Source organism: Variovorax atrisoli (assembly GCF_014195185.1).
GTDB lineage: Bacteria > Pseudomonadota > Gammaproteobacteria > Burkholderiales > Burkholderiaceae_C > Variovorax > Variovorax atrisoli.
Genome location: NZ_JACIBG010000001.1, coordinates 757,379 through 782,777, shown reverse-complemented (window position 1 = coordinate 782,777; position 25,399 = coordinate 757,379). Strand labels below are relative to the sequence as shown.

The window sequence follows — 25,399 nt, the reverse complement described above, 5'->3', positions numbered from 1 at the left end:
CGCCCGCCACCGCAATGCCGACGACGCTCGCCTCTCCAACCTCCATCTCCGCCCAGCCCACGCTGCGGCTGGCCTTCGCGCTCTCGATGGGCGCCGCTGTGTCGCTGGGCATCACGCGCTTCGCCTACGCGCTGCTGCTGCCGCCGATGCGCGCCGACCTGGGCTGGAGCTACGCGCTGGCAGGCGGCATGAACACGGCCAACGCGGTCGGGTATCTCGTCGGTGCGCTGGGCACGCCGGCGCTGATGCGGCGCTTCGGCGCGACGCGGCTGCTGGTGTTCGGCGCGGTGCTCGCCAGCGTGTTCATGGCGGGCAGCGGCTTCGTCACCGATGCATCGGCCTTGCTGCTGCAGCGCCTGCTGGCGGGCGTGGCCAGCGCGTGGGTGTTCGTAGCGGGCGGGCTGCTGGCGGCCCGGCTCAGCGAAGCCGGATCGGCGCGAGGCGGCCTGCTGCTGGGCATCTATTACGGCGGCACCGGCTTCGGCATCCTGCTGTCGGCATTGCTCGTGCCGCAGGTGCTGCGAGCGGCCGCGGGCGTGCCCCACGGATGGGCCTGGGCGTGGTGGGCGCTGGCGGTGGCAAGCGCGGCGGCCACCTGCCTGCTGGCATGGGCGGGGCGTGCGATGCCGCAGCAGACGGCCGCGCCGGCGGCACCTGTCGCAGCACCGGGTTCGGCACCGCCGGTCGCGCTGCACCGCTTCGGCTGGGCGCTCGCAGGCTATGCCCTGTTCGGCATGGGCTACATCGGCTACATGACCTTCGTGATCGCGCTGCTGCGCGAGCAGGGTGCCAGTGCCGGCTTCGTCACGCTGTTCTATGCATTGCTCGGCATCGCCTGCGTGGCGTCTTCGCGGCTGTGGGCGGGGCTGCTCGACCGGTATCGCGGCGGGCAGCCGCAGGCATTGCTCAACGGGCTGCTCGGCGTGGCGACGTTGCTGCCGGTGCTGAGTTCGGCGGCGCCGGTGGCGCTGATCTCCGGCGTGCTCTTCGGCGCGGTGTTCCTGTCGGTGGTGGCATCGACCACCGCGCTGGTGCGCCACAACCTGCCGCCATCGCGCTGGGCCCAAGGCATCAGCGCCTTCACCATCATCTTCGCGCTGGGGCAGATCGTCGGGCCGACCGTCACGGGCTGGATCTCCGATGGCCCGGGCGGACTTGCGCGCGGGCTCGTGGCCTCGGCGATGGCCCTGTGGCTCGGCGCGGTGCTCGCATCGCGCCAGCATTCGCTGCAACGGGAGGCATCGCAATGAGCGGCTTTGCCTTGTTCGAAACCTCCATCGGCATGTGCGCGCTGGCATGGGGCCCGCGAGGGCTGGTCGGCGTGCAGTTGCCTGCCGACAACGGCGAGGCCGCCACGCGAGCGCGCATGCGCCAGCGTTTTCCTGACCTGCAGGAAGGCCCGCCGAACGAGATGGCGCAGCGCGCCGTCGAGGCCATCCAGGGCCTGCTGCGCGGCGTGCGCGACGACCTGGGCCACATCGAGCTCGACATGAGCGGCGTGTCCGAATTCCACCAGCGCATCTATGCGATCGCGCGGCGCATTCCGCCGGGCCAGACCCGCACCTATGGCGAGATCGCCGAGGAACTGGGCGACAAGGGCCTGTCGCGCGCCGTCGGGCAGGCGATGGGCCACAACCCGTTCGCGCCGGTGGTGCCGTGCCATCGCGTGCTCGCCGCGGGCAACAAGCCGGGCGGCTTTTCTGCGGGCGGCGGCGCGCTGACCAAGCTGCGCATGCTGGACATCGAGGATGCGCGGCCGAATGGGATGGCGTCGCTCTTCTAGACCGCTAGATCATCAGATTTCTAGATGGCAGGCACCGGCAGCCGGTGCAGCGTCGCAATGCGCGACGCGAAGATGATCGCCGCCTGCAGCCCGAAGCCCGCGAGCGCCAGCAGCAGGCAGGCCGGTTCGCCCCATGCCGCGCCGACCATGCCGCCCAGCGCGGCGCCGATGGGGCGCGCACCCGCGTTGATCGTGAGGAACACGGCCGACACCCGGCCCAGCATCGTGGCCGCAGTCACGCTCTGGCGCAGCGTGGTCGACGTGATGACCCAGACCATCGGCCCCGCGCCGAACAGGAAGAACGAGAGCGCTGCCAGCGTCGCGGTCGGCACGACGAGCGTGGCGGCCATCGCCGCAGCGGCCAGAACGGCGACCGAAGGGCCGACCTGTATCGCGCGGCCGAATGGCAGGCGAGCCACCACGCGAGGGGTGAGCAGCGCACCGACGACCATTCCTGCGCCGTACATCGCCAGCGTGAAGCCGACCGCCTGAGCACCGAGGCCGAGGACGCGCACCGCATAGGGCACGTAGCCGGCCTGCAGCACGAACCAGGATATGTTGAAGACCGCACCGGTCATCAGCATGGGACGCAACATCTCGTGCTGCCAGACGAAGCGCGCACCGTCGCGCACTTCCAGCAGCGGATGACGGCCGGCGGAGGGTTCGCGTGTCGCCTCGCTCAGTCGCAGCAGCAAGGCCACCGCTGCCGCCGACAGAACTGCGGCCAGGACGAACGCAGCGGATGCGCCGGCCCATGCGACCAGCGCGCCCGCCAGTGCAGGCCCGGCGGTGAAGGCCGCGCTGCGCGCGAGTTCCAGCCGGCCGTTGGCCGCCGCCAACGCATCGCGCGGCACGAGTGCCGGCACCAGCGCAGGTGCCGCGACGCTGAAACCCACAGTGCCGACGGCTCCCAGGAACCCCAGCACGGCGAGCCAGCCGATGCTGAGCTTCGACGCGAACACCATCGCCAGCAGCACGATCAGCGACACCGCCCGCAGGCCCTCGGCCCAGACCATCAGTCGCCGGCGCGACATGCGGTCCGCGAGCAGACCCATGGGCATGGAGACCAGCAGGAACGGCAGCGTCTGCACGGCCGCAAGAAAGCCGATCTCGCCGGGGCCGGCGCCGAGCGCCAGCACCGCGACCAGCGGCACGGCCGCAAGGCTCAGCTGTTCTGCGGACTGCGCGGCGAGGTTGGACCACGCGAGGTCGCGGAAGGAACGGGGCAGGGGAGTTGGAGTCATGCCCGCATCGTGCGGGCGGAAGACGTTGTCGGCTGGCCGTTTCCGGACAAGCGAGCGTCAGCGCTGCGGCTTTGGCATCGGCATCGGCATCGGCTTGGATGCTGGCGACACCACCTCCATCACGAAGTCGATGAAGGCACGCACCTTCGCCGCCGGCAGGTGGCGTGACGGATAGAGCGCATGGAGCGGGAGCCGCTCATCCGGCCAGTCGGGAAACAGGTCGACCAGCTCGCCGCTGTCGAGCTGCGGCTGGATGCCCACCGCCTTGATCTGCGCCACGCAGATGCCGGAAAGGACTGTCTCCAGCACGGTCCCCGGATCGGTGAGCAGCAGCCGCCCCGTGGTCGGCACGGCGACGAGCTTGCGGCCGCGCTGGAACTCCCACGTGTACGGCTGTCCGGTGGCGGGGTTGCGCACCTGCAGGCAGGCGTGGCCGGCGAGGTCGGCCGGCTTCGCAGGGCGGCCGTGCCGCGCGAGATAGGCCGGCGCAGCCACCGTGACCACGCGCGAATCCATCAGCTTGCGGGAAACGAGCGACGACGAAGGCGGCGCGCCGAAGCGCACCGCGATGTCGAAGCCCTCGGCCACGAGGTCGCCCAGCTGGTCGCGTGCGATCAGCTCCAGCGTGAGCTCCGGGTACTGCGCGAGAAAGCGCGGAAGGTGCCGCGCCAGGAGCAGGCGCGAAGTGAAGGCGTCGGTATTCACGCGCAGGCGCCCGCGCACCGCGCCCGATGCGCCAGCGGCGATCGTCACCGCGTCCTCGATGCCGAGCACCAGCGGATTGATGTTGGCGTAGAGCTGCCGGCCTTCGTCGGTGAGGCTCAGCGAGCGGGTCGTGCGATCGAACAGCCGTATGCCGATGCGGCCTTCGAGTCGGGCGATGGCGCGGCTCACGCCGGAGGGCGTCAGGCCCAGTGCATTGGCGGCGCTGGCGAAGCTGCCGCCTTCGACCACTGCGGCCAGCACGCTGACGTTGGAGAGGAGGCGTCCGTCGAGGGGCATATTTCTATTCGTGATCAGGTGTCATGAATGATATGCCGCACGGTCGCTTTACTCAAAGATGAGCCATTCCTACGATTCGTCCCGTCGCATGCGTCACCCCATCGAATCAAGTCAGGAACAAGGAACTCTCATGTACGCAATCACCGGAATCACGGGCCAGGTCGGCGGCGCAGTCGCGCGCGCCCTGCTGGCCGAAGGGCAGCTGGTTCGCGCGGTCGTCCGCGACGAAGGCAGGGGCCGCCCCTGGGCTGCACTCGGCTGCGAGGTGGCCGTTGCCGAGATGGACGACGCCCAGGCGTTGACGCGCGCTTTCTCGGGCGCGGCCGGCGTCTTCGTCCTGCCGCCACCGAACTTCGACCCCGAGCCGGGCTTTCCCGAAGTGAGGGCGGAGAACGCCGCGCTGCGCCAGGCGCTCGACACCGCCCGGCCGCGGCGCGTGGTGTGCCTGTCGACCGTCGGCGCGCAGGCGGCCCAGCCCAATCTGCTGAGCCAGCGCACGTTGTTGGAAGAGGCGCTGCGCACGCTGCCCTTCGCGATCACTTTCCTGCGGCCCGCCTGGTTCCTGGAGAACCTGCGCTGGGACATCGCGCAGGCCCGCGAACACGGTGTGTTGTCCAGCTACCTCCAGCCGCTCGACCGCGCGGTGCCGATGGTGGCCACGGCCGACATCGGCCGCCTCGCCGCCGAACTCCTGCTGCACGAGGGCGAGCTGCCGCGCGTCGTCGAGCTCGAGGGGCCGCAGCGGCTGACGCAGCACGACATTGCCGAGGCGCTCTCGCAAGTGCTGGGACGCCCGGTGCGCGCCGAGTCGGTGCCGCGCGAGAACTGGGGCGCGATCTTCCGCGCGCAAGGCATGCGAGACCCGGTGCCGCGCATCCAGATGCTCGACGGCTTCAACGAAGGATGGATCCGCTTCGAGGGCGACGATGCGAGCGTGCGCAAGGGCCGCGTGAGCGTGGCGGAGGTGATCCGCTCGCTGGCCAGCGAAGCCGCCTAGGCGCCCCGGGCCTGCATCTGCTCGAACCACTCGACCACGTACGAGGCCTCCGGCGCGGCGTCCGGCGCCAGCCCGTAGTAGTAGCGCTCCAGCGTCATGCGAAGTTCGGGCAGCGGCGACTGCAGGCGGCCCGAGGCGAGGTCGTGCGACACCAGCGAGGTCGGCGCGAGCGCGATGCCCAGTCCGTCGACCGCGGCCTGCAGCACGAAGTGCAGGTGGTCGAACTGCAGCCGCCCCGCCGGCCGGGCACGCGGCGCGCCGACCTGCTTCTTCCAGTCGTCCCAGTCGTCCTTGCGGGTGCGGGCCGACAGCAGCACGTGCGAAGCCAGCGCGCGCAGGTCGGGCAAGGGGTGCGTCCTGAAAAGAGCGGGCGCGCCGACCACCAGCACCTCGTCCTCGAGAAAGGGCCGCACTTCCGCCGACGAAGGCCAGCCTTCGAGGCCGCGGCGCACCGCGATGTCGAAGCTGCCGACGGCTTCCTCTGGCATGACGGTGCTGGTGACGACCTGCGGCTCGATCTCTGGAAAGCGCTCGACGAAGGAGGGCAGGCGCGGAATGAGCCAGCGGACCGCGAAGGATGGCCGCACGTTGATGCGCACCGCGTGCGCCGGCCCCTGCGACTGCAGCGACCGCGCTGCGGCGTTGATCTGTGCGAGCGCGGGCTGCACCTCGGCGAAGAACTGCTGGCCCTCGGCGGTGAGTGCGACCTGGCGCACGCGCCGCTCGAACAGCGCGACGCCGAGAACCTCCTCCAGGCCCTTGATCTGCCGGCTCACGGCGCTGTGCGTGACGTGCAGCTCGAGCGCCGCGCGCGTGAAGCTGAGGTGGCGCGCCGCGGCGGCGAAGGCGCGCACGGCGTTCAAGGGAGGCTCACGAAGCGGCATGCGTGCGATTTTCTCACGCATGAAGGGCGTTAATGTCGTTTGTCGCCAGGGCATGTGGCGGCGCACCATCGAGGCTCGATGTCACGCACCGCACCCGCTTCTCCAACATCCCCCACCGACCTGAACTCCCGCCACGCGGCGATGGCCCTGGGCCTCTCGCTGCCGGCCGACGTGGTGCTCTACCTGCTGCTGCCGATGTACGCGAGCCAGTTCGGCGTGACGCTCGCAGAGGCCGGCATGCTGCTCGCGGCCAACCGGCTGGTGCGGATCGCCGGCTACGGCTTCGTGGCCCGCTTCTATGCCCGCAACGGCGACCGGCTGACCTGCACCATCGCCGTGGTGGCGGCGGCCGCATGCGGGCTGGGCTACGCCACGCTCTCGGGCTTCTGGGCGCTGCTGCCGCTGCGGCTGATGTGGGGGCTGTGCTTCGCGGCGCTGAACCTGTCGACGCAGGCGCTGGCCACTGCCGACCCCGTGGGCGCGGCGCGGCGCAACGGCCGTTCGCGCGCCTTCATCGCGATGGGGCCGGTGCTCGCGCTGCCGCTGGGCGCACTGCTGGCGCACTGGACGGGGCCGCGCACGATCTTCGCGATCCTTGCGGTGTTCTCGCTGCTGGCGTGCTTCGTCACGCGGCGGCTGCCCGAGGCGCCGCATCCGGTGACCAGGCCGACCAGGCGCTTCAAGCTGCCCAACAGCCTGGACAGCTGGTCGTTCATGGAAGGGCTGGCGCTCGACGGGCTCTTCATCGTCGGCCTTTCCTATCTCGGCAAGGACCTGCTGCCCGGCGGCGCGGTGATCGTCGCCGGCGTGCTGATGGCACTGCGCTACCTCGCGGAGATACTGCTGAGCCCCGTCGGCGGCCGCATGGCCGAGCACTTCGGCGCCGAGCGCCTGCTGGTGAGCCTCTCGCTCATTACCTCCATCGCGCTCGTGGGCTTCGGCTTCGGATGGCTGTGGAGCTGCGCGGCGCTGATCGTGGTGCTGCGAGCCCTGCAGCTGCCGCTGCTGCCGCCGATCGTCGCCCGCCGCACGCCGGGGCCCGAGCGCGTGCAGGCGCTGGCGGCGCGCTCGGTATGGCGCGACATCGGCGCGGGAACAGGGCCGCTCATTGCGGGGCTGCTGCTGCCGGTCGCGTCGCCACCGTGGATTTACGGCGTGACCGCCTTGCTGCTCGCACTGGCGGCGCTGGCCTGCGGCTGGGGCGCCTCGCCACAATCGACCAGCATCCAGCAGGAAAGCACATGACGACCTCCCACGCCATCGAAACCGTCGCCCAGCTCGAAGCCCTGTTCGGCCTGCCCGGCGAGGCATCCCTCAAGAAGGAGGTGCCGTACCTGCACCCGAGCTACCAGGCGCTGATCGCCGCGTCGCCCTTCGCGGTGCTCGCCACCATCGGCCCGGGCGGGCTGGACGCCTCGCCGCGCGGCGATCCGCCGGGCTTCGTCGCGGTGCAGGACGAGAAGACGCTGCTGATGCCCGAGCGGCGCGGCAACAACCGCATCGACAGCCTGCGCAACATCGTGGCCGACCCGCGCGTGGCGCTGCTTTTCCTGATCCCTGGCGTGGGCGAGACGCTGCGGGTCAACGGCCGGGCGCAGATCTTGGTCGACCCGGCGCTGCTGGAGCGCTTCGCCATGGAAGGCAAGCCGCCGAAGTGCGTGATCAGCATCGCGGTGGAGACGGTGTTCTTCCAGTGCGCCCGGGCGATCCAGCGCTCGAAGCTGTGGGCGCCGCTGCCGGCGGACGCGAAGCCCGAGGTGCCGACGCCCGGTGCCATCCTGTCGGCGCTGACCGAGTCGGCCTTCGACGGCGAGACATACGACCGGGAGCTGCCTGCCCGGCAGCGCGCCACGCTGTACTGAGCCGGGCGTGGCCCATGAACGAAAAAAGCCCGCTGACGCGGGCTTTCTCGTTTTCTTCCTGCGGTCCGCGGACCGGCGTGCCTGCCGGCCGGATCAGCGCACCCTGGATCAGCGCACCCAGTGGCAGACGCGGTGGTGATGGCGCGCATCCCACTTGCACACCTTGTGCTTGTGGTGGTGGCGCGGTGCCGCCGAGGCGATGCTGGGAGCCAGCATGGCGAGGCCGGCGAAGGCGAGGACGCTGGAGAGGATGAGTTGCTTGGTCTTCATGGCGTTCTTTCTGAGCAAAGACATCGATCGAGGAATTGCGTCGTTCAACGAGCGCCTCTGTAGAACGTTCTGATCAACATTCAGATGACACTTGTTGCATATTGATTGCGAGAAATCGCGGATCGCGGTTTCTGGAATGCATGGAATGGCGGGAGTGGCGATTACCCGGGGCCCTCAGGCCTGCCCCGCAGAAGGCGCCTGCTCCGTGCGCGCGTCGTGCCCGATGATCAGCACCAGCCCGATGGCCACCGCCGAAAGCATCGCCAGGAAGAGCACCGCGTAGAAGTCGTTGCCCATCTTGTCCTTGAGCGTGCCGAAGATGGTCGGGCCGATGTAGCCGCCCAGGTTGCCGATGGAGTTGATCCACGCGATACCTGCCGCCGCAGCGGTGCCGCTGAGGATGGCGGTGGGCAGCGTCCAGAAGGTGGGCAGGGCGCTGAAGATGCCGAAGGCGGCCAGCGTCACGGCGGCCATCTTCGGCACCGGCGCGGAGGTCTGGGCAGCCAGCACCAGGCCCAGGAAGATGCAGGCCAGCGGAATCAGCAGGAACCACTTGCGCTCCTTGCGCGCGTCGGAAGCCCGCGTCCAGAACAGCATGGCGATGGCGCCCACGAGGTAGGGGAAGGCGTTGATGAAGCCGATCTCCACGTTGCCCAGTCCGCCGAAGCCCTTGATGATCTGCGGCAGGAAGAAGCTCAGGCCGTACAGCGGCACCGTGATGCCCATGTAGACGAAGCCCAGGCCGATCACGCGCGGGTTCAGCAGCGACTGCTTCCACGAGATCTTGTTGATCGACTCGCGGTTGGCGCGCTCGGCGTCCAGCGTGCGCTGCAGCCAACTGCGCTCCTCGTCGGTCAGCCACCTGGCGTCCTTCGGACCGTCGGGCAGGTACATCAGCACGAAGAAGGTCAGGATCAGCGAGGGCACGGCTTCCAGGATGAACAGCCACTGCCAGCCGTGCATGCCCCCGATGCCGTCCATGTTGAGGATGTAGCCCGAGATGGGCGACCCGATCACGGTCGAGATCGGGATGGCGAACATGAACCAGCCCACGATGCGTGCCCGGTACGCCGCCGGAAACCACAGCGTGATGTAGAAGATCACGCCCGGGAAGAAGCCGGCCTCGGCGATGCCCAGCAGGAAGCGCACGATGTTGAAGCTGGTCGAGCCGCCGACCCAGGCCTGTGCGGCCGAGAGGACGCCCCAGCTGAACATGATGCGGGCGATCCAGCGGCGCGCGCCGAAGCGTTCCAGCGCCATGTTGCTCGGCACCTCGAAGAGGAAGTAGGCCAGGAAGAAGATGCCGGCCGCGCTGCCGAACACGGCGGCGGTGAAGCCCAGGTCCTTGGACATGGCCGCGCCGGCGAAGCCGAGGTTCACGCGGTCGAGGTAGGCGATGAAATAGCTGACCATCAGAAGCGGCAGCAGTCGCCAGCTGATCTTCGAGATGGTTCTCTGTTCTACGGGGTTCATGGTTGCTTGTCTCCGGTGTTGGATGGTTTTGTGGAGGCTGGTTGGGGAAACGGGGGAGGGCGGCCGACGCCGCCGGTGTCACTGCTGTTGTTGCTGCTGTTGTTGGGCCCTCATGATCTGGTGGCGCCGCCAGTAATGGCCGACGACGCCCTTGAAGTTCTCCTTCTGCTTGCCGAGGCCCGCGAGCTTCACCTTGGTGGTCCGCGCGCCCAGCATGCCCTTGTCGTGGTGGGTGACGATGAGCGTGTCGCCGAAGCTGCCGTCCTTGTAGGTCAGGCTCTTGACCTCGTCCCACGGGATGGCCGAGCCGCCGTCGGCAGCATTGGCACTGGGGTGCATGCCCTCGTAGCTGATGTCGACGCGCTCGCCGTTCTTCAGCTCGAAGCCCACCGGCGGAAAGTGGCGCAGCACCACGGCGCGCTCCTCCTCGGTCGCGGGTTCGTAGCGGTAGGCCAGGCTCAGCTCGTGGTTCTGCACGAATCGCTGCTCGTACTCGCTCCAGAGGCGCTGCTCGATGTCGTGGGCGGTCTCGATCTCGTCGGCCCATGAGGCCTGCGGCGCGGTCGCGACGATGCCGCCATAGGCGCTCTCGGGCACGTGATGGCCCACGTTGCGCATGCGCTCGAGCAGCGGCGGATGGCTGTCGTAGGGGTGCGGCACGCCGGCCGTCTTCATGGCCTCGATGAAAGCCGGCGAGCTGGCATAGGGCGGCAGGCCGTCGGCGACGAAGCGGGCGATGCCGAGGGCGCCGTCATGCTCGCGATCCTGTTCGAAGAGCTTGCGCTCCACGTCGTTGCGGTAGCTCGCATAGGCCGAGATCTTGATGAGCGACTGCACGATCGCATGCGGCGCGGTGAGCCCTGCTGCAACGCGGTCGGCCTTGTACTCGCGCTCCCGGCTGTCGCGGGCCAGCGCGAAGGCGAAGATCATGCGGTAGAGCCGCAGCAGGTAGTGGGCCACGATGGTGAGTCCGCCGCTTCGCATCTTCCAGGTGTACTGGTCGAACTGCAGCAGCTTGGGGCCGAGCGCGGCGCTGCTGCGGGTGTCGCCGCCGCCCAGGTGGGCGAGCTCGTGTGCGAGCACGGCGTCGGCCTCGGTCTGGTCGAGCACGCGCAGGAGCGGCAGGCTCACGAACAGCGTGCGCCCTTGCAGGGTGCGGCCCTTGACCTCGCAGGGCGCCTCGGTCACGAAGAAGTTGGTGTCGATGCCGGCCACGATGTGGTCGGGCGGCGCCGTCTTCACGCGGGCGGCGAGCTGGCGGATGCGCTCCCACAGGCGCGGCGCATCGGCCTGCGAGACCAGCTCGCCCTCGATCTCGTTGCCCGAGGGCAGCTTCTTGAACAGCGTGTAGATCGCGTAGAACACCGCCGCGCCGGCCGCGATGCCCGCCAGCGCGATGAGCTTGATGTAGTAGCTGTGCCAGAAGTACGCAGTGAGCCAGAACGACAGCCACACCAGCATCGCGCTCTGCAGCACGACCTCGACCGCGCACGACACCGTCATGAGCCGCCAGCCCGCAACGAAGCTGGCGTAGCGCAGGCCCCGGTTGGCGAAGGCCAGCGCCCCCAGCACCAGCGCCGCTGCGAGCAGCGCGGCGCCGAGCACGATGGTCCAGATGGCGGCGCGGTCGGCCCAGTGGAACTGCCACTGCATCGAATAGGGGCTGCACACCTTGTCGTGGAAGTTCCTGTCCTCGGCCGCGGTGGCGTCGCAGGCCTTGGAGAGCTGGTGGCTGCGGTAGAAGCCGGTCGCCTCGGCCTTCTCGGCGAGCGTGAGACGGCTGTCGTTGGCGATGCGCTTCTCGATCGCCTGCAGGAACTCGGCGTCCTGCGAGCGCAGCGCGTATTCGGTGAAGGCGAGCGTCGCGGCCGGAATGGCGAACAGCGAGACGAGGGTGAGGAGGAACACGCGAAAGAGGTCGGCGTGAACCGTGCGGGCCAGAGCCATGGGCGATCTTCTCCTGGATGACGATTGCTGCGAGTTGTTATGAACGGTCCGGGAAGCCCATAGCGTAGCGGCCGCGGCGCGTGCGGTGAAGCTGGGGGTGGCGTCAAGCGGTGCAGGGCACCGACCTGCCGCCGAATAAGGTTATCCCTTTTGCATCGTTCCGCACCGCGGGGCGCAGGTATAGCCTTCGTGCTCATCCATGGCTGCCACCTCCAACACCCCATCTTCGTTGCCCTCTGGTTCGGGGCCGTCGCCCGTCGCGTGGATCGCCGGTGTCGGCGCCAGCGCGGGTTTGGGCGCGGCGCTCGCGCGGCGCTTCGCGGCCGAAGGCTTCATCGTCGCGCTGACCGGTCGGACGCAGGCCCAGCTCGATGCGGTGGCCGGTGAAATCGTCTCGGCCGGCGGCCGGGCCCATGCATTCGCGGGCGACGTGGCGAGCGAGGCCGAGATTCATGGCATTGCGCAGAAGGCGAGGGCGCTGGGCCCGCTCACGGTGGCCATCTTCAACGCCGCGAGCGCGGTGCGCGCGCCGACGCTGGAGCTTTCGGTCGAGCAGTTCACGCAGGCCTGGCGCACCAGCGCGCTGGGCGGCTTCATCTTCGGGCATGAGGCCTTGCGCGGCCTGCTGGCCAATCCTTTCGAGGCGGGCGGACAGCACGCGCGCGGCACCTTGCTGTTCACCGGTGCCACTGCGGCGCTGCGCGGCAAGCCGCCTTTTGCGGCCTTCGCCGCGGCCAAGGCCGCGTTGCGTTCGCTAAGCCAGAGCCTGGCGCGCGAATTCGGTCCGCAGGGTGTTCACGTGGCGCATGTGGTCATCGATGGCGGCATCGACGGCGAGCGCCTGCGCAGCAACGCGCCACAACGCGTGCAGCAGGCCGGCGACGACGGCCTGCTGCAGCTCGAAGCCATCGCTGAAAGCTACTGGCAGCTGCACGTGCAGCACCGCAGCGCATGGACGCAGGAGCTGGACCTGCGGCCGTTCAAGGAACCGTTTTGAGGAGTCACGCTACATGAGCGTCGGATCGAATGGCCAGATGTTGACCGCCACACTGCCCTCGGTGGAAGCGGAGCTGAACTACCTGAAGGCGGGGCAGGGGCGGCCCGTGACTTACACATTCGAGCCGCCGCCCGGCACGCCCTGGGTGACCGGCGAACTGGAGCCGCGCCGCGTGGCGATCCGCGACGGGCGCCCCCTGGTCGCGCTGAACGAACTCTCGCTCGACCGCAGCGGCTTCACGCAGATCTCGCACCGCAGCGTGCTCGCCGATTTCTCCCAGGATGCGGCGATCCGCGACATCTACTACCGCGAGGCCGAGGCGCTGCTGCGCGACGTGACCGGCGCCGAGAAGATCGTGGTGTTCGACCACACGCTGCGCGACAGCGCACAGGGCTCGCGCCGCACGGCCGCGCTGCGCGAGCCGGTGCGCCGCGTGCACAACGACCAGACCTTCGTCTCCGGCCCGCGCCGCGTGCGCGACCATCTGCCCCACGACGAAGCCGAGGAGAGGCTGAAGAGCCGCTTCGCGATCGTCAACCTCTGGCGGCCGCTGGCCACGGTCGAGCGCCTGCCGCTCGCGCTGTGCGACGCGCGCTCCATCTCGCCCGATGACCTCGTGCCCACCGACCTGGTCTACCCCGACAAGGTGGGCGAGACCTATTCCTTCACCTGGAACCCGGCGCACCGCTGGTACTGGTTCCCGAGGCTTCGGCCCGACGAGGCGCTGCTGCTGAAGATCTACGACTCGCTGGAGCAGGGCGTGGCGCGCTATACCGCGCACACCGCCTTCGAGGATCCGACGGGCTCGCAGGAGGCGCCGCCGCGCCGCAGCATCGAGCTGCGCGCGCTCGTGTTCTGGCCCGCCGGCAAGTAGCCCCCGTCCATGAGCACCACGAGGCAACTGCGGCTGGGCGCCTTCATGCGCCCGGTGAGCATCCACACCGGCGCCTGGCGCTATCCCGGCGCGTGGCCCGACGCGAACTTCAACTTCGCACACCTGAAGCAGCTGGCCCAGACGCTGGAGCGGGGCCGTTTCGACGCCTTCTTCATGGCCGACCACCTCGCGGTGCTGAACATGCCCGTGGCCGCGCTGCAGCGCAGCCACACGGTGACGTCGTTCGAGCCGTTCACGCTGCTGTCGGCACTGGCGCAGCACACGCAGCACATCGGACTGGTGGCCACCGCCTCGACCGCTGCACATCGCGCGGCCGGTGCAGGGCTGGCCGGTGATCGTGCAGGCGGGCGCCTCGGAGGCGGGGCGCCAGCTTGCGGCCGAGACTGCCGAAGCCGTGTTCGCCGCGCCGGGCACGCTGGCCGGTGCGCGCAGCCTCTATGCCGACATCAAGGGCCGCATGCGCGCGATCGGACGCGACCCCGACCATCTCAAGATCCTGCCGGCGGCCTTCGTGGTGGTGGGCGACACGGTGGAAGAGGCACGCGCCATCCGCGCGAAGCTCGACAGCCTCGTGCACTACGACAGCGCCATCGCGTCGCTCTCGATCGCGCTGGGCCACGATGCGTCGAAGTTCGACCCCGACGGCCCGCTGCCCGACGTGCCCGAGACCAATGCGAGCCAGAGCGGCCGCGCCCGCGTGATCGAGCTGGCCCGCAGCGAGAACCTCACGGTGCGCCAGCTGGCACAGCGCCTGGGCGGCTACGGCGGCCTGGCCTTCGTCGGCACCGCGCAGACCATCGCCGACGCCATGCAGGAGTGGCTGGAAAGCGAGGGCTGCGACGGCTTCAACGTCATGTTCCCCTGGCTGCCCGGCGGGCTCGATGCCTTCGTCGACAAGGTGGTGCCCGAGCTGCAGCGCCGTGGCATCTTCAGGCGCGAGTACGAAGGTCGTACCCTGCGCGAGAACCTCGGCTTGCCACGGCCAGGCAACCGTTTCTTTGCCCAGAATTAGCAACGGGGGCTGAACCGCGCCCGGGCCGACCCCACGCCTGCACCGATCGCCGCGCTTCGCGACAATCGGCTCGATGCGTTCTTCCCCCTTCTTCAAGATGGCCCTGCTGCTGGGCCTGCTCTCGGCCATCGGGCCATTCGCCATCGACATGTACCTGCCGGCGCTGCCCGCCATCGGACAGAGCCTGCGCGCCGACATCGGCGCGGTGCAGATGAGCCTCACGGCCTTCTTCCTGTCGCTGGGCGCCGGGCAGCTGCTCTACGGACCGGTCTCCGACATGGTGGGCCGCAAGCCGCCGCTGTACGCGGGGCTGCTGCTCTTCGCGCTGGCGAGCATCGGCTGCGCGCTGGCGACCGACATCCAGACGCTGATCGTGCTGCGCTTCGTCCAGGGCCTGGGCGCCGCGGCCGGCATGGCGATCCCGCGCGCGGTGGTGCGCGACCTGCACACCGGCACCGACGCCGCGCGGCTGATGTCGCTGCTGATGCTGGTGTTCAGCGTGTCGCCGATCCTCGCGCCGCTCGCGGGCAGCGCCGTGATCGCGTTCGCCGGCTGGCGCGGCGTGTTCTGGGCGGTGAGCATCGCCGCGGTGGTCGGCCTCGCCATGATGGCGAAGCTGCTCGACGAAACCCGCCCGGCTTCGGAGCGCGTCGAAAGCAGCCTCGGCAGCGCGCTGTCGGCCTACTGGCTGCTGCTGCGCGACTCGCACTACCTCGGGCTGGTGTTCATCGGCAGCTTCGCGATGGCGGGCTTCTTCACCTACCTCGCGAACTCGTCGTTCGTGATGATCGACCACTACGGCCTGTCGCCCGCGCTCTACAGCGTGGCCTTCGGTGTGAACGCGGCCGCTTTCATCGGCGCCTCGCAGTTCACCGGTGCGCTGGGCGAGCGCTACGGGCTGGTCAACCTCGTCAAGTTCGGCGTGGTGTGCTGCGGCGCCGCGATGATCGCGATGTTCGCCTACTTCGCGATGGGCGGCGACAGCATCTGGGTGCTGATCGTCCTGTACTTCATCGCCTCGGGCTTCATGGGGCTGGTGATCCCGACCACCGGCGTTCTCGCGCTCGAAATGCACGGTGCCATCGCAGGCACGGCCTCGGCGCTGCTGGGCACGCTGCAGATGCTCACCGGCGCACTGGCGATGGCGGTGGTGGGCTTCTTCACCGACGGCAGGCCGCTGCCGATGGTGGCCGGCATGGCCGCCGGCGCGCTCATCGCGCAGGTGCTGACCTGGCTCACGCTGGGCGGCGTGCGCTCGGAGCCCACGGGCAAGGCAGGAAAGACAGGAAGGACACAGCAAGCCTGATGAACACGGTACGCGCAGGCGCCGCGCTCCCGGCCGCCGAAGACAACAACAACGGCGGCACCACGGCGCCAAGACCCGTCGACGGGCTGTCCCAGCCGGAGCGCGGCAGGGCGATGCTGGTCATCATCCTCGGGCTGATCGTGGCGGTGCTCGACGGCACCATCGTCAACCTCGCGCTGCCGGGCATTGCGCGCGAACTCAGCGCGAGCCCGTCGCAGTCGATCTGGGTGGTCAACGCCTACCAGATCGCCACGCTGGTGATGCTGCTGCCGCTGGCCTCGCTGGGCGACCTCGTGGGCTACCGGCGCGTGTACCTGGTCGGCATGGCGGTTTTCACGCTGTCCTCGCTGGCCGCCACATTCGCCAACTCGCTGGGCACGCTGATCGCGGCGCGCGCTTTCCAGGGCCTGGGCGCGGCCGGCATCATGAGCGTGAATGCGGCGCTGGTGCGTCTCACGTACCCGTCGTCGCAGCTGGGCAAGGGCATGGCGATCAATTCGCTGGTGGTGGCCACCTCGTCGGTGGCAGGGCCCTCGGTGGCGGCGGCGATCCTGTCGGTGGCTTCGTGGCCCTGGCTCTTCGCCATCAACGTGCCGCTGGGCATCGTCACCTTCGCGCTCGGCATGAAGGCGCTGCCTTTCAACCGCGTGCCGCCAGCCGCGGGGCTGCGCTTCTCGCCGCTCGACGTGGCGCTGAACGTGCTGATGTTCTCGCTGGTGTTCCTGGGCGTGGACCGGCTGGGCGTGCGCGAGGGAGGGGCGCAGGGCGCGGGCGGCTCGCAGGCGTCGGCCTGGGGCATCCTGGTGGCCGGACTGGTGGTCGGCTTCGTCTACCTGCGGCGCCAGCGCAAGCAAGCCGTGCCGCTTTTCCCGATCGACCTGCTGCGCATCCCGGTGTTCGCGCTGTCGATGGGCACCTCGGTTGCGGCGTTCTGCGCGCAGATGCTGGCCTACATCTCGCTGCCTTTCCTGCTGCTGGAGGTGTACGGGCGCAGCCACATCGAGGCGGGCCTGCTCATCACGGCCTGGCCCCTGGCCATCGTGGTGATGGCGCCCATCGCGGGCAAGCTGATCGGGCGCTACCCCGACGGGCTGCTGGGAGGCATCGGGCTGGGCCTGCTGGCCATCGGGCTGGGGTTGCTGGCGGCGCTGCCAGCGCATCCGGGCAATGCCGACATCGCCTGGCGCATGGCGTTGTGCGGGCTGGGCTTCGGGCTGTTCCAGTCGCCGAACAACCACACCATCGTGAGCTCGCCGCCGGCGCACCGCAGTGGTGCGGCCAGCGGCATGCTGGGTACGGCCCGGCTCACCGGGCAGACGCTGGGCGCCGTGGTGCTGGCGGGCGTCTTCAGCTTCTGGAGCCCGCATGGCGGCCACGGGCCGGTGGTCGCGCTGGTGCTGGCCGCCAGCTTTGCCGCGGTGGCGGCGGTTTTCAGCAGCCTGCGGCTCAAGACGACAAGCCACGGCGGCTGAATGAGTTAGGGTACTCATCCATGACGGAAGTACCTGATACCGTGGTTTGCCCGGGCTGCGATGCGGTCTATGGCCGCACGCCGCTGCGCCCGCGCGACGTGGCGCGCTGTCCGCGCTGCGGCACCGAGCTGGACCGGCATCCGGGGCAGCAGGAGCGCCGCATCCTCCCGCTGACGGTGGCCTGCCTGATCATGTTCGCCATCGCGAACCTGTTCCCCATCGTCGAGATCGAGCTGCAGGGCATGCGCAGCCAGACCACGCTGGCCGGCGCGGTGGTGGCGCTCAGCGCCGAGGGCATGTCGGTGGTGGCGCTGCTGGTGCTGGCCACGACCATCCTCTTTCCCTTCCTGCAGCTCTGCATCCTGGCTTACCTGCTGGTTCCGCTGAGCCGCGAGCACCGGCCCCTGGGCTTCGCGCTGCTGGTGCGGGCGATGCAGTCGCTGCGGCCCTGGGGAATGATCGAGGTGTTCCTGCTGGGCGTTCTCGTGGCCATCGTCAAGCTTTCGAGCATGGCGACCGTGGTCCCGGGGCCGGCGCTGTGGGCCTTCGTGGCGCTCACGGTGATGCTGACGGCGGTGCTGTCGTTCGACCCGGGCGCGTTCTGGGGGATGGCGTTCCGCCCGAGGGGCGAGAAGGTCGGCGACGAACCTGGCGAAGGGAAAGGCGGGGCATCGGCATGAAGCCGCTGGGACGCGTCCGGCAGCGCCTCGGAAGCCTCGCGGCTTACGGCGACCGGTACCACCACGAACATGAAGAAGACGCGAAGTCGCCCACCGCCGCCTCGATGGGCTACATGGCCTGCCGCCACTGCGGCGCCGTCTGGAAGGACGCGCAGGACGGCGAACCCTGCGGCCGCTGCGGCACGCACCTGCACACGCGCAAGCCACAGAGCCTGAAGCTCACCTGGGCCTTCCTGATCGCGGCCTGCATGATGTACATCCCGGCCAACCTGCTGCCGGTGATGATCACGCGCACGCTGTTCGGCACGCAGAACGACACCATCCTGAGCGGCGTGATCTATTTCTGGGTGTCCGGCGCCTACGGGCTGGCGGCCATCGTCTTCATCGCGAGCTTCCTGGTGCCGCTGTTCAAGCTGGCCGTGCTCCTGCTGCTGGTGGTGCTGGCGCAGCGCGGCAGCACATGGCGGCGGCGGGAGCGGGCGAAGCTCTATCACATCATCGAGATCATCGGCCGCTGGTCGATGCTCGACGTGTTCGTGGTGTCGCTGCTGACCGGGCTGGTGCAGATCCAGGGCTTTGCGGTCATCACCGCTGGCGTAGGCATCGCGGCTTTCGGCTCGGTGGTGGTGCTGACCATGCTGGCCTCGCTGAGCTTCGACCCGAAGCTCACCTGGGACAGCCGGGAGGACCAGGCCATCCTGCAGGACAACGAGGAAGCCGCACGGCACGAGCAGCTTGTACAGGGACATGAAAAAAGGGACGAGAAACCAGCATGAGTGAAGACGACCGACCCCAAGACGACCCGGCACCATCCGCCCGGCCGAGCCCGACAGGCCAGCACCCGCTTCCCAAGCCGCGCGTGGTGCGCCGGCGCGAGTGGCTGCCCTCGCTGATCTGGCTGATTCCCATCGTGGCCGCGCTGGTCGGCATCACGCTGGTGGCGCGCATCATCATGGAGCGCGGCCCGGAGGTGGTGCTGACCTTCAAGACCGCCGAGGGGCTGGAGGCGGGCAAGACGGCCGTCAAGTACAAGGACGTGCAGATCGGCCTGGTCACCAGCCTGCGCCTGGCGCGCGACCGCTCGCACGTGCGCGTGCTGGTGCAGTTCAACAAGGACGCGCAGGGCTTCACCGCGGAAGACTCGCGCTTCTGGGTGGTGCGCCCGCGGCTGGACACCTCCGGCATCTCGGGCCTCAACACGCTGCTGTCGGGTGCGTACATCGGGGCAGACGCAGGCGTGTCGAAGGAAACGGCGGGCGAGTTCACCGGCCTGGAGAGCCCGCCCATCGTCACCCGCGACGACTCCGGCAAGCAGTTCCTGCTGCGCGCCAACGACGTCGGCTCGCTCGACGTCGGCTCGCCCGTCTACTTCAGGCGCATCAAGGTCGGCCAGGTGGCGGCCTACGAGCTCGACGGCGACGGTCGCGGCGTGACGCTGCGCGTGTTCGTCAATGCGCCGTACGACAAGTTCGTGGGCATGAACACCCGCTTCTGGCAGGCCAGCGGCATCGATGCGCAGCTCAGCGCCAGCGGCTTCACGCTGCGCACGCAGTCGCTGGCCACGATCCTGCTCGGCGGCATCGCCTTCCGCGCGCCCGAGGACGCCATGGGGCCGACGGCGAACGAGAACGCCTCCTTCGCGCTGGCGCAGGACGAAACGACGGCCATGAAGGAGCCCGACGGGCCTTCGCAGACGCTGCTGATGTACTTCAACCAGTCGCTGCGCGGCCTGGCGCCGGGCGCGCCGGTCGATTTCCGCGGCGTGGTGATCGGCGAGGTGAAGTCGATCGGCGTCGAATTCGACCGCGCCGAGCGCGAGTTCCGCATGCCGGTGCTGGTGCAGGTCTATCCAGACCGCCTGCGCCGCCGCGCCGGCGAGACCGGCACCGAGTCGCGCTTCAGCCAGCAGGAGCGGCTGCGCTTCCTGGCCGAGAAGGGCCTGCGCGCGCAGCTGCGCAACGGCAATCTGCTGACCGGCCAGGTCTACGTGGCGCTCGACTTCTTCCCGAAGGCGCCTGCCGCCAAGATCGACCTGTCGAAGAACCCGATCGAGCTGCCCACGGTGCCCAACAGCCTCGACGAGATCCAGTCGCAGGTGCAGGAGATCGCGACCAAGCTCAACAAGGTGCCCTACGAGCAGATCGCGGCCGACCTGCGCACCACGCTCGCGACGCTCAACAAGACCCTCACGGCCGCCGAGCAGACGGTCAAGCGCATCAACAACGACGTCACGCCCGAGCTGGCTGCAGCCATGAAGGACGTGCGCAAGACCGTGAACACGGCCGAGCGCACGCTGGCCGACGACTCGCCGCTGCAGCAGGACATGCGACAGACACTGCAGGAGCTCACCCGCGCCGCCGGCTCGGTGCGCGTGCTGACCGACTACCTCGAGCGCCACCCCGAGTCGCTGCTGCGCGGCAAACCGGACGACAACAAGAAATGAAGACGAAACACCTTGCCTATCCCGCGTACCTTGCCGCAGCGCTGGTCGCGCTCTCGGGCTGCGCCAGCAAGCCCGACAACTACTACACGCTGGCGAGCCCGGTGGCCGCAGCCGACGCAGCGCCCTCGACGATCGGCGGCACCGCACCGGTCTACATCGAGCTCGCGCCGGTGGCCGTGCCCGAGCGGCTGGCCCGGCCCCAGATGGTGGTGCGCCGTCCCGACGGCAGCGTGCAGGTCGACGTGCTGGAGCAGCACCGCTGGGCCTCGTCCTTCGAGAACGAACTGCGCGACGCGCTGGCCAGCGGCATCGCCGGGCGGCTCGGCGCGCTCGACGTGACCAAGGGCGGCCGGCAGAGTTCGCTCCCGTTGTGGCGCATCGCGGTGCAGCTGCGGCAGTTCGATGCGGTGGACGGCGCTCGCGTGGACGCGAACTTCACCTGGACGCTGCGGCGCTCCGACGAGGCGCGCACGATGATCTGCCAGCTGAGCCTTGGCGAGCCCGTGGGCAGCGGCATGGACGCATTGGCGCAGGGTGCGCAGCGCGTGACCTCGGCCGCCGCCGCCGCGATGGCGCGCAGCGTGAGCGCGGCGCTGGCCAATCCCTCGGCGACCGCCTGCGCAACCTGATCCTGGCTGTTTCTCCCTCTCCCTCTGGGGGAGGGCAGGGGTGGGGGCACGGCAGCGCTCGAGGAAGCATGGCGTATCGTGCGGGGGCTGCCCCCATCCCGACCTTCCCCCAGAGGGGAAGGAGCAAGACGGAATCCCATCAAAAGGAGACCCCATGGCACAGATCGGCAAGGCGCCCTGCGACGACACGCTGATCCTGCACGGCGCCCGCCCCGAGGAGACCGGCTGTCCCGAAGCCGCCAGGCCATGGGTGCTGGCAGCGGCCATCGTCGGCTCGAGCATGGCCTTCATCGACGGCACCGTCGTCAACGTCGCGCTGCCGGCCATCCAGTCCGACCTGCACGCAACCGCCTTCCAGGCGCAATGGGTGGTCGAGTCCTATGCCTTGCTGCTGGCGGCGCTGCTGCTGGTGGGCGGGGCGTTGGGCGATCACTACGGGCGCAGGCGCGTGTTCGCGATCGGTGTCGGCATCTTCGCGTTGTCATCGGTGGCCTGCGCGCTCGCGGCCAATGTGCAGCAGCTGATCGCCGCGCGCGCGGTGCAGGGCATCGGCGGTGCGCTTCTGGTGCCGGGCAGCCTCGCGCTCATCAGCGCGGCCTTTCCGGAGAAGGAGCGGGGCAAGGCCATCGGCACCTGGTCGGGCTTCAGCGGCATCACGGGGGCGGTGGGGCCGGTGCTGGGCGGCTTCCTGGTCGATCACTTCTCGTGGACCTGGGCCTTCCTCATCAACGTGCCGATGGCGCTGCTGGTGCTGTGGATCGTGTGGCGCCACGTGCCCGAAAGCCGCGGAGCTTCCGCCACCGGCGGGCTCGACCTGTGGGGCGCGCTGCTGGCGACGGCAGGTCTCGGCGGCATCGTCTACGCCTTCATCGAGGCGCCGACGCAGGGCTGGGGTTCGGCGGCGGTGCTCTGTGCGCTGGCCATCGGCTTGCTTGGCAGCGTGGCTTTCTTCTTCGCCGAGCACAGGGCGCGCACGCCGATGCTGCCGCTTCAGCTGCTGCGCATCGGCAACTTCAGCGGCGCCAACCTGCTCACGCTGCTGCTCTATGCGGCGCTGGGCGGCGGGCTGTACTTTTTTCCGCTCAACCTGATCCAGGTGCAGGGCTACTCGGCCACGGTGGCCGGCGCGGCGCTGTTGCCCTTCATCTTCATCATGTTCGCGCTCTCGGGCTGGGCGGGGCAGCTGGTCGACCGGTTCGGGCCGCGCATGCCGCTGGTGATCGGCCCGTCCATCGCCGCCGTGGGCTTCGCCCTCTTCGCCTTGCCGGGCGTCGGCGCGAGCTTCTGGAGCGGCTTCCTGCCGGCGGTGGTGGTGCTGGGCTTCGGCATGACGGTGACGGTGGCGCCGCTGACGACCACGGTGATGAACTCCGTCGGCGCCGACCTGGCGGGCGTGGCCTCGGGCGTGAACAACGCGGTGTCGCGCGCGGCGGCGGTGCTGGCGATCGCGGTGTTCGGCGCGCTCATGGCCTGGGCCTTTGACGCGGCGCTGGCGGCGCACCTGCGCGAGATGGGGGCTTCGCCGCAGCTGGCGGCATTTCTCGAAGGCGAACGCAGCAAGCTCGGAGGCGCTGCGGTGCCGCCGGGCGTGGACGCGGCGACCGCGGCCGCGGTCAAGCGCGCGGTGGCCGAATCCTTCGTCGCGGGGTTTCGCTGGGTGATGCTGTCGAGCGCGGCCCTGGCGGTGCTCAGTGCGGTGAGCGCCTGGCTGATGATCCGGAGCAAGCCTGCAGGAGGCCCCGGCAGCAGGAACTGAGGAGACAGGAGACATGTCGATGCAGGAAGAAGACCGAGACCGGCAGACCCAGCAACAGCAGCCGCAACAGGAGCACCGACAGGAGTACCTCGACGTGCTGGTCGTCGGCGCCGGGCTCTCCGGCATCGGCGCCGGCTACCACCTGCAGGCGAAGTGCCCGGGGCGCAGCTACGCGATCCTCGAGGGGCGCGAACGCAGCGGCGGTACCTGGGACCTGTTCCGCTATCCCGGCGTGCGCTCCGATTCCGACATGTACACGCTGGGCAGCTTCCTGCCGTCAGGCATCGCGTACGGCCTCACGCGCTGGAAGAACGTGCTGCTGTCGATGTACTTCTTGCGCCTTGCGCGGCGCAGGCCCGAACGCGTGAAGCGGCTGATCCTCGGTGGCGTGCGGCAGGCCCTCGGGCCCGGCTACGACGTCGCCACGCATTTCACGCCGCGTTACAACCCGTGGGACCAGCGCCTCTGCCTCGTGCCAGACGGCGACCTGTTCGCGGCCATCAGGGCAGGGCGCGCATCGATGGTCACGGACCATGTCGACACCTTCACGCCGGGCGGCATCAGGCTGAAGTCGGGCAGAGAGCTGCAGGCCGACGTGATCGTCACCGCCACCGGACTCGAACTGCAGGTGCTGGGCGGCGTGCAGCTCGAAGTGGACGGCCGCAGCGTGGACCCGGCCGCGACCTTCAACTACAAGGGAATGATGTACAGCGACGTGCCCAACCTGGCCTCGTCGTTCGGCTACACGAACGCCTCGTGGACGCTCAAGAGCGACCTGACCTGTGCGTATGTCTGCCGGGTGCTCAACCACATGGAGAAGCACGGCTGGAGGCAATGCACGCCCCGCAACACCGACCCGTCTCTGGTGCCCGAGCCCTGGCTGGACTTCTCCTCAGGCTACGTGCAGCGCGCGGTGGACAGGTTTCCGAAGCAGGGCTCGCGCGCGCCGTGGCGGGTGTACCAGAACTACGCGCGCGATCTCGTGAGCCTGCGCTTCGGTTCGGTGGACGACGGGGTGATGGAGTTCGCGAATCCGCGTGCCGGCTAGGGCGCTGGCGCGTGCGGTGGCGAGAGCAGCGTGTCGAGCTCGGCCCACAGCGGATCGCACTGCCCGGGCCTGAACGCGGCCGCCCTGAAGGTCGGGTGCTCCCCGCGGTAGGTGTCCCACAAGGCGCGCTGGCCGTCGGCCACGCAGGCGCGCACATTGGCCAGCCGGTCGGCGGCCTTCACGAGCAGCGCGAGTTCCTCGTCGCCCTTCACCTCGGCCAGCGCCGCGTAAGTCCTGGCCTTGCGCTCCTTGCGATTGGCACCGGGTGCGTCGGTGAGCAGAGCGACGCAGGAGGCGACCAGGTCGCCGAAGCGCGAGCGCACGTCGGCCACGGTGGTGGCCGTGTCCTCGACCACGTCGTGCAGATAGCCGACGACGCGCGCCTTGTCGCCGTAGGGCTGTAGCAGGGCGGCGACGGCGTCGAGATGGTGCACGTAGGGATGCGTGCCGTATTTCTGTTCGCCGTGCATCTCGACGGCGTAGGCACGGGCGGCCTCGGGTGTGAGTGAAGTACTCGTCATTCGGAGTCCTTTGCTTTTTTCCATTCTGCCTTCGTGGCGGCGCACCATCCTTGGCGCTTGCAGCCGCCGTGGGGCGCAGTCGATTCGGCCGGGGCATTTCGCCGGCGAAGTGCTTTTTTTGGGCGCAAGCGCCTGGGTTCTTCAGGCGCCTCGTTTCACCAGCAGCCGCTGCGGCCCCTGGCCCTCGGCGCCGAGCCGGTCGAGCGGATTGCGCAGCTTGCAGCGGTCGATAGACAGGCAGCCGCAGCCGATGCAGTCGTCGAGGGTGTCGCGCAGCTTCTGCAATTGCGCCAGGCGCTCGTCCAGATCCGCGCGCCATGAGGCCGAGAGCCGGGCCCAGTCCTCGCGGGCCGGCGCGGCGGAGTCGGGCAGGGTAGCCAGTGCAGCGCCGATCTCGGCAAGCGAAATGCCTACCCTCTGGGCTACCCGAACGAAGGCCACGCGCCGCAGCACCGTGCGCGGGTAGCGTCGCTGATTGCCCGCGGTGCGGGTGCTGCCGATCAGCCCCTGCGCCTCGTAGAAATGCAGCGTGGACACGGTCACCCCGCTGCGGCGGGCCACCTCGCCGACCGTGAGCGTGGAGGGAATGCCGGCTCGTTGAAGTGCGTCGTTCATGGAAGAGAAAAGCCCTTGACCTCAGCTTTACTTGAGGTTTGAGAATAACTCCCAGCGCGCGGGTCCCGTGCGCATTTTTCTCTGCAAGGAATCCGCTCCATGTCGCACGACACCATCGCCTCTTCCTCGTCCTCGACCTCGACCTCTTCCTCGATCCCTGCCTACGGTCCCGTCTTCCGGGTCGACAAGTTCGCCGTGCCAGCCGAAGCGCGGCCGGCGTTCATCGCGCAGATGCAGCGCATCCAGCAGACACTGCGCAACCTGCCGGGCTGCCTGCGCGCGCATGTGCTGGACCAGACGGGCGGAGGCAGCGAGTTCAACGTCCTGACGCTGGTCGAATGGACCAGCGAGCAGGCCGTGGCCTCGGCCACCGAGTTCGTGAAGAAGAAGTTCGCCGAGGAGGGCTTCGATCCGGTCGAGTTCACGAAGAGGGCGGGCGTACGCCCCGACCAGGGCTTCTATCGCATCGCCTGACAACTTCCCACTGACAGGCGTTGCACGGGTTGACAGCCAGCGGCGGAGGCTTCGATACTGAACCTCAAGGTTCATCATTCAAGCACCAA

The 25,399-nt window shown here is 69.3% G+C and carries 24 protein-coding genes and 1 pseudogene; 17 read left to right on the top strand and 8 right to left on the bottom strand.

Annotation, left to right across the window (positions count from 1 at the left end; all coding sequences use genetic code 11):
* Positions 1-14 precede the first annotated feature (14 nt).
* Positions 15-1,250: a YbfB/YjiJ family MFS transporter gene (locus FHY06_RS03770; protein WP_019652583.1), complete on the top strand. Its 1,236-nt coding sequence runs from the start codon at positions 15-17 to the stop codon at positions 1,248-1,250.
* The gene (locus tag FHY06_RS03765) at positions 1,247-1,783 is read left to right on the top strand and encodes a methylated-DNA--[protein]-cysteine S-methyltransferase (protein ID WP_184603445.1); all 537 of its coding nucleotides are present in this window, start codon (positions 1,247-1,249) and stop codon (positions 1,781-1,783) included. The genes FHY06_RS03770 and FHY06_RS03765 overlap by 4 nt, the downstream gene beginning before the upstream one ends.
* Positions 1,784-1,803: 20 nt before the next feature.
* Here FHY06_RS03765 and FHY06_RS03760 read toward each other — a convergent pair whose 3' ends face one another.
* Together FHY06_RS03760 and FHY06_RS03755 are read right to left on the bottom strand one after the other, a co-directional pair.
* A complete protein-coding gene (locus FHY06_RS03760) occupies positions 1,804-3,027 on the bottom strand; it encodes an MFS transporter (protein WP_184603443.1) in 1,224 nt (407 codons plus the stop codon).
* Between the two features lie 57 nt (positions 3,028-3,084).
* A complete protein-coding gene (locus FHY06_RS03755; protein WP_184603441.1) occupies positions 3,085-4,029 on the bottom strand; it encodes a LysR family transcriptional regulator in 945 nt (314 codons plus the stop codon).
* A 130-nt stretch (positions 4,030-4,159) separates the two neighbouring features.
* Between FHY06_RS03755 and FHY06_RS03750 the strand changes: the two genes are divergently transcribed.
* Positions 4,160-5,026: an NmrA family NAD(P)-binding protein gene (locus FHY06_RS03750; protein WP_184603439.1), complete on the top strand. Its 867-nt coding sequence runs from the start codon at positions 4,160-4,162 to the stop codon at positions 5,024-5,026.
* Here the strand turns inward: FHY06_RS03750 and FHY06_RS03745 are convergent.
* Positions 5,023-5,910: a LysR substrate-binding domain-containing protein gene (locus FHY06_RS03745; RefSeq protein ID WP_184604102.1), complete on the bottom strand. Its 888-nt coding sequence runs from the start codon at positions 5,908-5,910 to the stop codon at positions 5,023-5,025. The genes FHY06_RS03750 and FHY06_RS03745 overlap by 4 nt on opposite strands.
* Before the next feature lie 78 nt (positions 5,911-5,988).
* Between FHY06_RS03745 and FHY06_RS03740 the strand changes: the two genes are divergently transcribed.
* A complete protein-coding gene (locus tag FHY06_RS03740; protein WP_184603437.1) occupies positions 5,989-7,155 on the top strand; it encodes an MFS transporter in 1,167 nt (388 codons plus the stop codon).
* The gene (locus tag FHY06_RS03735; RefSeq protein ID WP_184603435.1) at positions 7,152-7,772 is read left to right on the top strand and encodes a pyridoxamine 5'-phosphate oxidase family protein; all 621 of its coding nucleotides are present in this window, start codon (positions 7,152-7,154) and stop codon (positions 7,770-7,772) included. The genes FHY06_RS03740 and FHY06_RS03735 overlap by 4 nt, the downstream gene beginning before the upstream one ends.
* 108 nt (positions 7,773-7,880) lie before the next feature.
* Here FHY06_RS03735 and FHY06_RS03730 read toward each other — a convergent pair whose 3' ends face one another.
* The 3 genes from FHY06_RS03730 to FHY06_RS03720 form a co-directional block, all read right to left on the bottom strand.
* Positions 7,881-8,042: an HHHH-motif protein gene (locus tag FHY06_RS03730; protein ID WP_019652590.1), complete on the bottom strand. Its 162-nt coding sequence runs from the start codon at positions 8,040-8,042 to the stop codon at positions 7,881-7,883.
* Positions 8,043-8,216: 174 nt separating this feature from the next.
* On the bottom strand, positions 8,217-9,515 hold the full coding sequence (locus FHY06_RS03725) for an MFS transporter (protein WP_019652591.1): 1,299 nt from the start codon (positions 9,513-9,515) through the stop codon (positions 8,217-8,219).
* A gap of 78 nt (positions 9,516-9,593) precedes the next feature.
* A complete protein-coding gene (locus FHY06_RS03720; protein ID WP_184603432.1) occupies positions 9,594-11,462 on the bottom strand; it encodes a M48 family metallopeptidase in 1,869 nt (622 codons plus the stop codon).
* Between the two features lie 199 nt (positions 11,463-11,661).
* On the opposite strand from FHY06_RS03720, the gene FHY06_RS03715 reads away from it, so the two are divergent.
* From FHY06_RS03715 to FHY06_RS03665, 11 genes and pseudogenes are all read left to right on the top strand, one after another.
* A complete protein-coding gene (locus FHY06_RS03715; protein ID WP_126181861.1) occupies positions 11,662-12,459 on the top strand; it encodes an SDR family NAD(P)-dependent oxidoreductase in 798 nt (265 codons plus the stop codon).
* A gap of 13 nt (positions 12,460-12,472) precedes the next feature.
* Positions 12,473-13,333: a CmcJ/NvfI family oxidoreductase gene (locus tag FHY06_RS03710; protein ID WP_145758484.1), complete on the top strand. Its 861-nt coding sequence runs from the start codon at positions 12,473-12,475 to the stop codon at positions 13,331-13,333.
* A gap of 9 nt (positions 13,334-13,342) precedes the next feature.
* Positions 13,343-14,366 (top strand): annotated as a pseudogene (locus FHY06_RS03705) (LLM class flavin-dependent oxidoreductase).
* Positions 14,367-14,439: 73 nt separating this feature from the next.
* Positions 14,440-15,672, top strand: a complete 1,233-nt coding sequence (locus FHY06_RS03700) for a multidrug effflux MFS transporter (RefSeq protein WP_184603430.1) — start codon at positions 14,440-14,442, stop codon at positions 15,670-15,672.
* Positions 15,672-17,144: an MFS transporter gene (locus tag FHY06_RS03695; protein WP_184603429.1), complete on the top strand. Its 1,473-nt coding sequence runs from the start codon at positions 15,672-15,674 to the stop codon at positions 17,142-17,144. Before FHY06_RS03700 ends, FHY06_RS03695 begins: the two co-directional genes overlap by 1 nt.
* A gap of 20 nt (positions 17,145-17,164) precedes the next feature.
* Complete coding sequence (locus FHY06_RS03690; RefSeq protein WP_019652598.1) at positions 17,165-17,824, top strand: paraquat-inducible protein A; 660 nt, start codon at positions 17,165-17,167, stop codon at positions 17,822-17,824.
* A gap of 104 nt (positions 17,825-17,928) precedes the next feature.
* Positions 17,929-18,600, top strand: a complete 672-nt coding sequence (locus tag FHY06_RS03685) for a paraquat-inducible protein A (protein WP_051127541.1) — start codon at positions 17,929-17,931, stop codon at positions 18,598-18,600.
* Complete coding sequence (locus tag FHY06_RS03680) at positions 18,597-20,267, top strand: PqiB family protein (protein WP_019652600.1); 1,671 nt, start codon at positions 18,597-18,599, stop codon at positions 20,265-20,267. The genes FHY06_RS03685 and FHY06_RS03680 overlap by 4 nt, the downstream gene beginning before the upstream one ends.
* Positions 20,264-20,896, top strand: a complete 633-nt coding sequence (locus FHY06_RS03675) for a PqiC family protein (RefSeq protein ID WP_184603427.1) — start codon at positions 20,264-20,266, stop codon at positions 20,894-20,896. The genes FHY06_RS03680 and FHY06_RS03675 overlap by 4 nt, the downstream gene beginning before the upstream one ends.
* Positions 20,897-21,050: 154 nt before the next feature.
* The gene (locus FHY06_RS03670; RefSeq protein WP_184603425.1) at positions 21,051-22,652 is read left to right on the top strand and encodes an MFS transporter; all 1,602 of its coding nucleotides are present in this window, start codon (positions 21,051-21,053) and stop codon (positions 22,650-22,652) included.
* A 19-nt stretch (positions 22,653-22,671) separates the two neighbouring features.
* Positions 22,672-23,700 (top strand): NAD(P)-binding protein, encoded by a 1,029-nt coding sequence (locus FHY06_RS03665; protein ID WP_184604101.1) that lies wholly within the window; start codon positions 22,672-22,674, stop codon positions 23,698-23,700.
* Here the strand turns inward: FHY06_RS03665 and FHY06_RS03660 are convergent.
* Both FHY06_RS03660 and soxR read right to left on the bottom strand, forming a co-directional pair.
* Positions 23,697-24,221 carry an HD domain-containing protein gene (locus FHY06_RS03660; protein WP_184603423.1) on the bottom strand — a complete coding sequence of 175 codons (525 nt, stop codon included), beginning with the start codon at positions 24,219-24,221 and terminating at the stop codon, positions 23,697-23,699. The genes FHY06_RS03665 and FHY06_RS03660 overlap by 4 nt on opposite strands.
* A 141-nt stretch (positions 24,222-24,362) precedes the next feature.
* Positions 24,363-24,836, bottom strand: a complete 474-nt coding sequence (gene soxR / locus FHY06_RS03655; protein WP_184603422.1) for a redox-sensitive transcriptional activator SoxR — start codon at positions 24,834-24,836, stop codon at positions 24,363-24,365.
* Between the two features lie 99 nt (positions 24,837-24,935).
* Between soxR and FHY06_RS03650 the strand changes: the two genes are divergently transcribed.
* Positions 24,936-25,310: an antibiotic biosynthesis monooxygenase family protein gene (locus FHY06_RS03650; RefSeq protein ID WP_184603420.1), complete on the top strand. Its 375-nt coding sequence runs from the start codon at positions 24,936-24,938 to the stop codon at positions 25,308-25,310.
* Positions 25,311-25,399 lie beyond the last annotated feature (89 nt).